Below are 9812 nucleotides of genomic sequence, written 5' to 3' on the forward strand. Positions count from 1 at the left end.
GGTCGTGACCCCGGTGGCAGCGGTATCGGCGGCCTGCCGCTCCGGGTGCCGGAGGCATCGCGGATGAGTCGCTCATGTCGTCCCCCCCGCGCCGCAGAGGGGACGACCGTATTGCTTCACCATGCAATCTGCTGGCCGGATGACCGCCGGGCGTTCACGCGGCGATGGAGTGGTGTGCACGCTTCCCGTGCGCACTCACCGGTCGCGCCCCGGTGGGCGGTGGCTCAGTTCGCCGGGGACGAGGCCCGGCGCGGGAGCTTCCAGCCCGGCCGGGGGAAGTGGCAGGTGTAGCCGTCGGGATAGCGCTCCAGGTAGTCCTGGTGCTCGGGCTCGGCCTCCCAGAAGTCGCCCACCGGCTCGACCTCGGTGACGACCTTGCCCGGCCAGAGCCCGCTCGCCTCGACGTCCGCGATGGTGTCCACGGCGACGCGATGCTGCTGCTCGTCCGTGTAGTAGATCGCGGAGCGGTAGCTGCGGCCGAGGTCGTTGCCCTGGCGGTCCTTCGTGGTCGGGTCGTGGATTTGGAAGAAGAACTCCAGGATGTCCCGGTAGCAGGTGACGGCCGGGTCGAAAAGGATCTCGATGGACTCGGCGTGGTCGCCGTGGTTCCGGTAGGTCGCGTTCGGCGTGTCGCCGCCGCTGTAGCCGACACGGGTGGCGAGGACGCCGGGCTGCCTGCGGATGAGATCCTGCATGCCCCAGAAGCAACCGCCCGCCAGTACGGCCCGCTCTGTTCCCACTGTCATCGGTCGCTCCTCAAGCTCGATCCCGCACCGGCACACCGCCTTCGACGTGCCGGTTGTCACGGTCCTCCAGCTTATTACCCGTCCGGAGCGACCGTCCGGGCGGTGGCCCCCGGCCCGCCCTCGCCCCCGGTCACGCGGAGACGACGGCCACCCCCGTACGCCCGCCGTCCACGTCGAGCACCGCGCCCTGCACGTACGACGCCTCGCCGGACGCGAGGAACACGGCGGCGCCCGCGATCTCCTCGGGCCGTCCCATCCGCCCCGCCGGAGTGCCCTTGACCATGATCTCGGCGGGATGCGGCTCCCCGGGCCGCGATTCCTGGACGACGCCGGGCGAGATCGCGTTGACCCGCACTCCGTACGGCCCGAACTCCGCCGCCCAGGCGCGGGTCAGCGTCTCCAGCGCCCCCTTGGTCGAGCTGTAGAGCGCGCCCATCGGCACGGCGAGCCGGGCGATCCACGAGCCCAGGTTGATGATCGCACCGCCACCGGCCTCGGCCATCGCGGGTGCGACGGCGGCCGTGAGGAAGAAGGGCGCCTTGACGTTGACGGCGTAGACCTCGTCGAAGGTCTTCTCGTCGGTGTCCGGGGTGGTCGGGGCCGGGTAGACGCCGGCGCTGTTCACCAGCACGTCGATGGTTCCGCCCAGCACCGACGCGGCCTCGGCCGCCAGCCCGCGGGAGGCGTCCGCGCCGCCGTCCAGGTCGGCGCGGACGAAGTCGGCCCGCCCGCCACGGGCGCGGATGCCCTCGACCACCTCGGCACCCCGCTCGGCGCTGCGCCCCGAGACCACCACATGGGCTCCCTCGGCGGCGAACGCCTCGGCCACCGCCCGCCCGATGTTGCTCGTCGCCCCGGTCACCAGGGCACGCCTGCCCGCGAGCCGTCCACTCATCACGATCACTCCTGCCACGTCGTCGCCACGAATCCGGGCACCGCGCCCGGTCGGCAGTGCCACTGTGCGGAGTGAAAAATGGACTTGCAAGTCCAGTCTGCGGGATGGCGGCGGGCCCGCTCGGGACCGTGCGGGGTTGCCTCAGACGGCGACCGCCGCCGCTCCCCCGACCGTCCCGGCCGTGCCGTTCCCCGCGCCCGTCGCGCGCAGCCCCGCGATGCCCTCGTCCAGCGCCGCCCGCAGGTGGTAGGACTCACCGGTGGACTGGAGGATCGTGACGCCGCCCTGAATTCCCGCCAGCAGGGCGGCGGAGCGGGCCTGGACGTCGAGACCCTCCGGGAGGTGTCCGCCCGCCTGGAGTGCGCGCATTCCGGCGGCGAGGCTCGCCTGCCACTGCCGGGTCAGCTCCACCACGACCGCGCGGGCGCCGGGGGTGGTGCGGCCCAGGTGGAGGAAGAGGGCGCCGAGCGGGCAGTGCTCGCCCTGTTCCTCGTAGCGCCGGACGACGAGGTCACGCCAGCTCTGCCACGCCTCCCAGGAGTCGAGACAGCCGAGGTAGGGCTGCTGGTCCTCCAGCACCCGGTCGGCCTCGAACTGGGCAACAGAGAGCAGCAGTTCGTCCTTGCCGCCGGGGAAGTAGTGGAAGAGCTGGCTCTTGCTGGTACGGGTACGGGCCATCACGTCGTCCAGAGTGGCGAGCGCGACCCCCTTCTCCCGGAGCACCAGCGCGGCACCCTCGACGATCCGCCCGCGGGTCGCCCTGCCCTTGGCAGTCAGCCTGGCCTTCGGCTCCTGGCGCACGGCACACACCCTCTCGTAATGGACTGATTGGTCCACTTTAATCGGGAGGAGCGCCACGTGCACCGCCACCGATGACGCCCCCTCCACGCCCCGCGCCGCGTGCCAGACCCCTCCCGTACGCCTCTCCCCCGGCGGATACTGGAGCCATGACGCAGCGCCCGCCCGAGGCACCCCCGGAGCCCGTCACCGCTGAGCCGCCGCACACAGGTGGCCGGGCCCTGCTGACGCAGTCGTGGCTGGACCTGGCGTTCCTGCACTGGGCGGCGGACCCGGCGGACGTGGCTCCGCTGCTGCCGCCGGGGACCCGGCCGGACACGCTGGACGGGGTGACGTACGTCGGTCTGGTCGCGTTCCGGATGCACCGGGTCGGCTGGTTCCGGCTGCCCGGCATCCCGTACCTCGGGGCGTTCCCGGAGACCAACGTCCGGCTGTACTCGGTGGACGCGCGGGGGCGGCGGGGTGTGGTGTTCCGGTCGCTGGACGCCTCGCGGCTGCTCCCGGTCGTCGTCGGCCGGGCGGCGTTCCGGCTGCCGTACGTGTGGTCGCGGATGGAGATCCGGCGGGACGGCGCGACCGTGTCGTACACCAGCAGGCGCCGCTGGCCGGGCCCGCGCGACGCGCGCAGCGACCTGATCGTCCGCAGGGGTGAACCCGTGGAAGAGCCAACGGAGTTGGAGCACTTCCTCACCGCACGCTGGGGCATGCACACCGCCTTCCTCGGGCGGGCCCGCTATCTGCCGAACTCCCATCCACGCTGGCCGCTGCACCGCGCCGAACTGCTGCACTGCGACGAGAACCTGATCCGCGCCGCCGGTCTCCCCGCTCCCACCGGAGATCCGGTGAGCGTGCTCTACTCCCCCGGCGTACCGGTGACATTCACCCGCGCACCCCGCACCACGGGCGGCATCCCGACCCCCTGAAACCGTCCGGACAACGCCCCTCTCCCCACCGAAAGGCGGTGCCACGTGCAGGCGACCGGTCTGCTCGCGGTCTTCGCGCATCCCGACGACGAGTCGCTGATGGCCGGCGGTCTCCTCGCCCGGTACGCGGCAGCGGGCGCACGTACCGGAGTGGTGACCGCCACCTGGGCGCCGGGCACTGTGCGTGCCGCCGAACTGGCCGACGCGGTACGCACCTTGGGGGCGGGTGAGCCGCGGCTGCTCGGGTACGCGGATGCGCGGGTTCCGGAGTCGGCGCCGGACGAAGTGCGTTTTTGCGACGCTCCGTTGGACGCGGCGGTCGGCCGACTCGTCTCCCACATCAGGGAGTTCAGGCCGGACACCGTCGTCACCCACGACGGCTACGGCAATGCCACCGGCCACCCGGACCACGTCCACACCCACCGGCTGGCCGTGCTCGCCGTGCACGCGGCCGGTCTGGACGGCCTCTTCCCGGACGCCGGTGAGCCGTGGCAGCCCGGCGCGCTGTACCTGGCCACGCACCCGCGCTCGTTCCTCGCCACTCTCGCGGACGAACTCGGCGCCCGGAAAGGGCTGTTCGGCGTGCCGGACGAGCAGGTCACCGCCGCCGTGGACGTGGGCCCCTGGCTGGACCGGAAGATCGCGGCCCTGCTGTGCCACCGCTCCGAGGTGGCGCGGGGTGCGCTGCCCGGCCAGGTGGAGCGGATGTCGCGGGAGCCGCGGGAGAAGCTGTTCTCGACGGAGTGGTACGTACGGCACTGGCCAACACCGGCACCGACACCAGCGCCGGGATGGGGGCCGCCGGAACTCGCGCTCTGACGCGGCCCGTTCGGCACGCGCGCAGAGCCCGGACCTCGGCCGGAGCCTCGGCGGACACGCCCCCTCAGTCCACTCGCACCGCTTCCCCCGGCGGACGCTCGCGCAGCGCGCCGTAGCCGAAGAAGTAGGCGGGCAGGCGGCGGAGCAGCGGGAAGCCGGAGATCAGGCGGGCACCCCTGACGGCGCCGCCGAAGGGGAGCCGTCCGCCGAGCACCGGGGCGATGACCCGTGCGTGGGCGGCCCGTTGGAGGGTCTGGGTGGCGACGGTGACCGGTTCGCGGCGGCGCTGCACCGCGCGTACGTCCGCGAGCCCGACGGTGCCCCGGCGCAGCGGTCCGGCGAGCAGCCGGGCGGCGGCCACCGCGTCCTGCACGGCGAGGTTGATGCCGATGCCGAACACCGGGGACATGGCGTGCGCGGCGTCCCCGATGCAGAGCAGGCCGGGCCGGTGCCAGCGGCGGAGCCGGTCGAGGCGTACATCGAGCAGTTTCACCTCGTCCCACGAGCGCAGTTCGTCCACCCGGTCGGCCATCCACGGGACGGCGCCCACGAAGTCGGCCCGGAAACGGTCGAGTCCGGCGGCGCGGCGCTGCCGGTCGGTGCCCTTGGGGACGAGTCCGGCGCACTGCCAGTAGTCGCCCCGGTCGATCAGCGCCGTGAAGAAGCGGTGCCCGGTGCCGCCGACGAGGCCGTGCGGGTCGCCGTCGTGCCGGGGCAGCCGGAACCACCAGGTGTCCATCGGGCAGGCGAAGGCGTGCGGGCGCAGCTCCGGGAGGAAGCGGGCGAGGGAGCCGCGGCCGTCGCAGGCGACGGTGAGGGTGGCGCGCAGGGTGCCCTCGCGGCCGTCCGAGGTGCGGTACCGGACGCCGGTGACGCGGCCGGACTCGACGAGGTAGGAGGTGGCCTCGGTGTTCATGCGCAGGTCGAAGGACGGCTCGGTGCGGGCCGCGTCCGCGAGGAGGTCGAGCAGGTCCCACTGGGGCACCATCGCCACGTGGTCGTAGGGCGCGGGCAGCACGGCGAGGTCGGCGACGGTGACCATCGAGCCGCCCTCGCCGACCGGCATCGACACGGTGCGCACCTGGCGCTGGGGCAGCCGGGCGAAGCGTTCGCCGAGGCCGAGTTCGTCCAGCAGGGCGAGGGTCGAGGGGTGGACGGTGTCGCCCCGGAAGTCGCGCAGGAAGTCGCCGTGCTTCTCCAGGACGGTGACCTCGACACCGCAGCGGGCCAGCAGCAGCGCGAGCACCATCCCCGCCGGTCCGCCGCCCACCACGCAGCACGTGGTGCGTTCGGTGCGGTGCGCCGTGGCGGGTCTCCGCTCCGTCGTCGTCATGGCCGGCTCCCTCGCGGTCTCGTGGCGTGCGGAGCGGTCCTGTCGTGGGCTCCGCACGCTTCCGGTACCCCAGAATAATTCATCACATGATGAATAGGGAAGTCCCGCCGGGCCGCCGGGGACGGCGGAACATGCCGCCAGGTGGAGCAATCACCGGCGGGCGGCCCCCCGGACCAGCACCCTTGTCCCCGTGCCGAGTGGGCCAGGTCGGCCGGATCGGGTGACAGGAGTCGGGTGTGCGCAGGCCACGAGTGGCGAACCGTCCAGGACACCGGCCGCCGGGGCGGTGTCCCGGCGGCCTCACCCGCGGCGGAGCCGCGCGTCCGGAGCGGCGCGCGTGAGCGGCTCGGGCGGGCAGCGGCGCGCACGGCTGTCGAAGCTGGTGGGCGCGGGACACACGTCCGGCGACGAGGCGGGCACGGAGGCCCGCAGCCAGCTCCCCGCCACTCCGGCGTGGATGCGCTGGCTCCCGGTGCTGTACGTGGCGGCCGTGCTGGTGCTGGAACCGCTCACGCCGGTGGACTGGCCGCTGAGCTTCGTACTGATCGCCGTACCGCTGCTGGCCGCGTTCGCGTACGGGCCACTGGTCGTCGCGGGCGCCACGCTGTTCGCCATCGTCCTGGAGGGGGTTCTCGCCGGGACGCCGTGCTGCGCGGGCCGCCCGATCGGCCACCTCTGGGACCGGTACTACGTCGCCTCGTACGTCTGCACCGCCCTGGTCGGCACCCTCGGCACCGTTCTGGCCGCCCACCGCACCCGCCGTGAACGCACGCTCGCGGACGTGCGGTTCGTGGCCGACATCGCCCAGCGCGTGCTGCTGAAGCCGGTGCCGCGCCGGATCGGCACCATGCTGCTGGAGAGTCTGTACGTCGCGGCGGACGCGGAGGCGCGCATCGGCGGCGACCTGTACGAGGCCGTCCCCACCCCCTACGGCGTACGGCTGCTCATCGGGGACGTGCGCGGCAAGGGGCTGCGGGCCGTGGAGACGGCCGCCGCGCTGCTCGGGGCGTTCCGCGAGGCCGCGCACGACGAGCCCGATCTGCCAGGGCTCGCGGGGCGCGTGGAGCTGAGCATCTCCCGGCGGGCCGACATGCTCGGCGGGACGGAGCTGCGCGAGCGCTTCGTCACGGCGGTGTTCGTGGAGATCCCCCTGGACAGCCCGCGCCTGCGCATCGTGAACTGCGGCCACCCGCCCCCGCTGCGCATCCGCCCGGACGAGGTGCGCGAGCTGGACCGGGGCAACTCCTCACCGCCGCTCAACCTCGGCATGCTGGTCAGCGAGTCGTACCACGTGGACGTCTACGACTTCCGCCCCGGCGACCAGCTCCTCCTCTTCACGGACGGTGTCACCGAGACCCGTGACCCCACCGGCGCCTTCTATCCCCTCCCCGAACGCCTCCGCTCCTGGGGCCCGCTCCCCCCGCACGACCTCATCGAGCAACTCCACCAGGACCTGCTCACCTGGAGCCACAACCGCCTCAACGACGACATCGCGGCCCTGACGGCGTTCCTGCCCCGCGAGGGGGCGGGGGGCTGAGGACCGACGAGATCAGCCCGGCATCGGCCGACGGGACGGGTCCGGGGGGCGTCCCGAGGGGGCGCCCCGCTTGGTGTTCGGGTGTTCATTCCCCCTTCGTGTCCCGCGATCGTTCGCCCTCGGCCTGGGACGGTTCGGTCCTGGGGACGTCGGGTTGCTGTTCCTGGGGGTCGGTGTCGTCGCGTTCGCCCTCGGCCTGGGAGGGGGTGCGGGCGTAGAGATACGCGTCGTAGCCCGAGGCTCCGGTGGTCATGGCGGGCCTCCTTCCGCGGTGCTCTGCCTCCATCGTGCTCCGCGCGGGGGCGGGGTGCCAGGGGTGCCGGTACTTCGTCCGGCGGGGCTGTTCCCAGGGGGCGCGGGGCGCGGTAGAAACCACGGGCACGTGCACGCCTCCGTCCGGCTCGTTCCCCCACGATCTCCGAGGGCCGTCCCATGCCGATCGCACCCCTCGCCCGGCGGCTGGCCGCCGCGTTCTCCGGGCTGCTGCTCCTGACCGGGCTGCCGGTCACCGCCTCCGCGGCCTCACCCGCCACTGCTCCGGCAGCCGCCGACTGGGCCGCGCCGCTCTCCACCCGGGGCCGCTACGTCGTGGACGCCCACGGCGAGCGCTTCCGCCTCAAGGCCGCCAACTGGGACGGCGCCCAGGGCTCCTGGACGGGGAGCGGCAGCGCCGACGACCCCGCCAACCATCACGCGGGGCAGAACTCGTACGGCGTACCGCTCGGACTCGACCGGGTACCGATCGGGCAACTCCTGAGCGATTTCCATGCCTTGGACATCAACACCGTCCGGCTGCCGTTCTCCAACCAGATGATCGGCACCACGACCCCCGTCCCCGACAACGCCGTCGCGGCCAATCCCGGCCTGCGCGGGCGGACTCCGCTCCAGGTGTACGACGCGGTGGTGGACGCGCTCAGCGGGAGTGGGTTCGCGGTGATCCTCAACGACCACACGAACACGACCCGTTGGTGCTGCGGGATCGACGGGAACGAGCGGTGGAACAGCTCGCAGTCCACGCAGCGGTGGGCGGACGACTGGGTGTTCATGGCGCGGCGCTACGCGAGCGTCCCCGGTGTGGTGGGCGCCGACCTCTACAACGAGGTGCGCCGGGACGTGCTGGACGATCCCAACTGGGGTCTGGGCGACGCCCACGACTGGTACGCGGCGGCCCAGCTCGCCGCCGACCGCATCCTCACCGAGGGCAACCCGAAGCTGCTGATCGTCGTGGAGGGCATCAACTGGACCGGGATTCCCGTGGACGGGCTCCCGCACGGCAGGCCGCAGCTCACCCCCGCCCGCACGCTGTCCCACACCCTCCTGGACGCCCGCAAACTGGTCTACTCGGCCCACTTCTACGGCTACACCGGCCCCCGGCACAGCGGCGCGACCGGCGTGGGCGAGACCCATGACGCCCGCTACCAGGACCTGAACCGTGCCGAGTTGGGCGCCGCGCTGGACGACGAGGCGTTCTTCGTGGAGGAGAACGGCAGGCACTACACGGCACCCGTCTGGGTCAGCGAGTTCGGCATCGGCAGCGGGGAGACGGGCCCGGCGGCCCGCGCCTGGTTCGGCAACGTCACGGACTACTTCGCCGCGCACGACGCCGACTTCGCGTACTGGCCGCTCGTAGGGCACGAGGGCCACGACGACTGGGTGCTGCTGCGCTACGACACCGCGGGGCACCGCGCCGGTGTCCTGGACCCCGGCGACTGGCGGACCGCCGCCTGGCAGGGGCTGATGGGCGCGCCGAGCGTCTCCGGTCCGGTGGCGGCCGTACCCGCGTACCGGATGCTGAGCACCGACCACGACGACGCCGTACGGTCGGTGCGGGTGCGGGCGGCCGGGGACTGGGACGCGGGCGCGCGCAAGGCGGCCTGCCCGGACGGGTTGCGGCTGGCCGGGATCAGCCACTCGGCGGGGCGCGGGCTGTGCACGGACGCGGGCACGGGCGACCTGCGGGGTACCGGGGCCGGACAGACCGTCGTCACTGACGAGCGGTACGTACCGGGCGGCGGTGACTGGGCCTCGGGGTACACCAAGCTCCAGTGTCCGGCGGGGAGTTTCCTGATCGGGTACAGCGTGCGGGGTGCGCGGCTGTCTGCGGCGCTGTGCGCGCCGGGGCGGACGCCCCTGGCCGGGGCGGGACGCACCGTATGGTTCGACCGGTCGGACAATCGTCCCGGTGGCGCGGCGGGCGGTGACTTCGCCGAGGGCGCCTACAAGGGGCAGTGCGCGGATCATGAGTACGCGGCCGGGATCGCGTACACGACCCGGTTCGGCAGTGCGCCGGGGCCCGACGCGCTGCTGTGCCGCACCCTGTCCTGAACACGCCCGACCGCCCCGCCCGCCGTCCTGAGCCCGCCCCGTTCCGCCGCACGCCGTCCTGAGCACGAGGAGACACCCCGCATGATGTCGCTGGACCTGCATCCGCTGTTTCGCAACAACCGGGACATCGAGCTGGCGCTGCGCCAGTTCCTGTTCCGGGCGAGCAACGCGGGTGAGCCCGTCGCGGAGATCATTCCGGGGAAGGGGTCGGGGAAGCTGCGGGCGCGGGTGCTCGCGTTCCTGGACCAGAAGCACATCCGGAAGCTGTACGTCCGGCGGGAGGTGGACTCCGGGAACAGCGGGCGGGTGCTGGTGTATTTCCGCTGAGGTGCGCTTCCGTTGAGGTGCGCTTCCGCCGGGACGCGCTTCCCCCGAGGCGCGCCCCCGCCCGGGTCTGCTACCGGCGAGGCACCGCCTTCCCTCCCCCGGCCCGGGC

General features: G+C 73.2%; 10 protein-coding genes. 5 read left to right on the top strand and 5 right to left on the bottom strand.

Going from position 1 to position 9812, the window contains the following annotated elements; genetic code table 11:
• Nucleotides 1–224: 224 nt before the first annotated feature.
• The 3 genes from msrA to KUM39_RS22440 form a co-directional block, all read right to left on the bottom strand.
• Nucleotides 225–746: a peptide-methionine (S)-S-oxide reductase MsrA gene (gene msrA, locus KUM39_RS22430; protein ID WP_217787551.1), complete on the bottom strand. Its 522-nt coding sequence runs from the start codon at nt 744–746 to the stop codon at nt 225–227.
• 130 nt (nt 747–876) lie between these two features.
• Nucleotides 877–1641 (bottom strand): SDR family NAD(P)-dependent oxidoreductase, encoded by a 765-nt coding sequence (locus KUM39_RS22435; RefSeq protein WP_217787552.1) that lies wholly within the window; start codon nt 1639–1641, stop codon nt 877–879.
• Nucleotides 1642–1782: 141 nt separating this feature from the next.
• Nucleotides 1783–2442: a TetR/AcrR family transcriptional regulator gene (locus KUM39_RS22440; RefSeq protein ID WP_308288206.1), complete on the bottom strand. Its 660-nt coding sequence runs from the start codon at nt 2440–2442 to the stop codon at nt 1783–1785.
• A gap of 146 nt (nt 2443–2588) precedes the next feature.
• On the opposite strand from KUM39_RS22440, the gene KUM39_RS22445 reads away from it, so the two are divergent.
• Together KUM39_RS22445 and KUM39_RS22450 are read left to right on the top strand one after the other, a co-directional pair.
• On the top strand, nt 2589–3362 hold the full coding sequence (locus tag KUM39_RS22445) for a YqjF family protein (RefSeq protein WP_217787553.1): 774 nt from the start codon (nt 2589–2591) through the stop codon (nt 3360–3362).
• A 45-nt stretch (nt 3363–3407) separates the two neighbouring features.
• Nucleotides 3408–4181 carry a PIG-L deacetylase family protein gene (locus KUM39_RS22450; protein ID WP_308288207.1) on the top strand — a complete coding sequence of 258 codons (774 nt, stop codon included), beginning with the start codon at nt 3408–3410 and terminating at the stop codon, nt 4179–4181.
• Between the two features lie 64 nt (nt 4182–4245).
• On the opposite strand, the gene KUM39_RS22455 is transcribed toward KUM39_RS22450, so the two are convergent.
• A complete protein-coding gene (locus KUM39_RS22455) occupies nt 4246–5514 on the bottom strand; it encodes an FAD-dependent oxidoreductase (protein WP_217787554.1) in 1269 nt (422 codons plus the stop codon).
• A 337-nt stretch (nt 5515–5851) separates the two neighbouring features.
• On the opposite strand from KUM39_RS22455, the gene KUM39_RS22460 reads away from it, so the two are divergent.
• Nucleotides 5852–7051 carry a PP2C family protein-serine/threonine phosphatase gene (locus KUM39_RS22460; RefSeq protein ID WP_308288208.1) on the top strand — a complete coding sequence of 400 codons (1200 nt, stop codon included), beginning with the start codon at nt 5852–5854 and terminating at the stop codon, nt 7049–7051.
• A gap of 85 nt (nt 7052–7136) precedes the next feature.
• On the opposite strand, the gene KUM39_RS22465 is transcribed toward KUM39_RS22460, so the two are convergent.
• Nucleotides 7137–7304 carry a hypothetical protein gene (locus tag KUM39_RS22465; protein WP_217787555.1) on the bottom strand — a complete coding sequence of 56 codons (168 nt, stop codon included), beginning with the start codon at nt 7302–7304 and terminating at the stop codon, nt 7137–7139.
• A gap of 179 nt (nt 7305–7483) precedes the next feature.
• On the opposite strand from KUM39_RS22465, the gene KUM39_RS22470 reads away from it, so the two are divergent.
• Both KUM39_RS22470 and KUM39_RS22475 read left to right on the top strand, forming a co-directional pair.
• Complete coding sequence (locus KUM39_RS22470; RefSeq protein WP_217787556.1) at nt 7484–9376, top strand: glycoside hydrolase family 5 protein; 1893 nt, start codon at nt 7484–7486, stop codon at nt 9374–9376.
• Between the two features lie 81 nt (nt 9377–9457).
• The gene (locus tag KUM39_RS22475; protein WP_217787557.1) at nt 9458–9703 is read left to right on the top strand and encodes a Smr/MutS family protein; all 246 of its coding nucleotides are present in this window, start codon (nt 9458–9460) and stop codon (nt 9701–9703) included.
• Nucleotides 9704–9812: the final 109 nt, after the last annotated feature.

The organism is Streptomyces corallincola (genome assembly GCF_019104725.1).
Lineage (GTDB): Bacteria > Actinomycetota > Actinomycetes > Streptomycetales > Streptomycetaceae > Streptomyces > Streptomyces corallincola.

Bases quoted from the DNA above. Each gene is read 5' to 3' on its own strand.
- msrA (WP_217787551.1), bottom strand. From the start codon at position 746: ATGACAGTGGGAACAGAGCGGGCCGTACTGGCGGGCGGTTGCTTCTGG.
- KUM39_RS22435 (WP_217787552.1), bottom strand. From the start codon at position 1,641: ATGAGTGGACGGCTCGCGGGCAGGCGTGCCCTGGTGACCGGGGCGACG.
- KUM39_RS22445 (WP_217787553.1), top strand. From the start codon at position 2,589: ATGACGCAGCGCCCGCCCGAGGCACCCCCGGAGCCCGTCACCGCTGAG.
- KUM39_RS22455 (WP_217787554.1), bottom strand. From the start codon at position 5,514: ATGACGACGACGGAGCGGAGACCCGCCACGGCGCACCGCACCGAACGC.
- KUM39_RS22465 (WP_217787555.1), bottom strand. From the start codon at position 7,304: ATGACCACCGGAGCCTCGGGCTACGACGCGTATCTCTACGCCCGCACC.
- KUM39_RS22470 (WP_217787556.1), top strand. From the start codon at position 7,484: ATGCCGATCGCACCCCTCGCCCGGCGGCTGGCCGCCGCGTTCTCCGGG.
- KUM39_RS22475 (WP_217787557.1), top strand. From the start codon at position 9,458: ATGATGTCGCTGGACCTGCATCCGCTGTTTCGCAACAACCGGGACATC.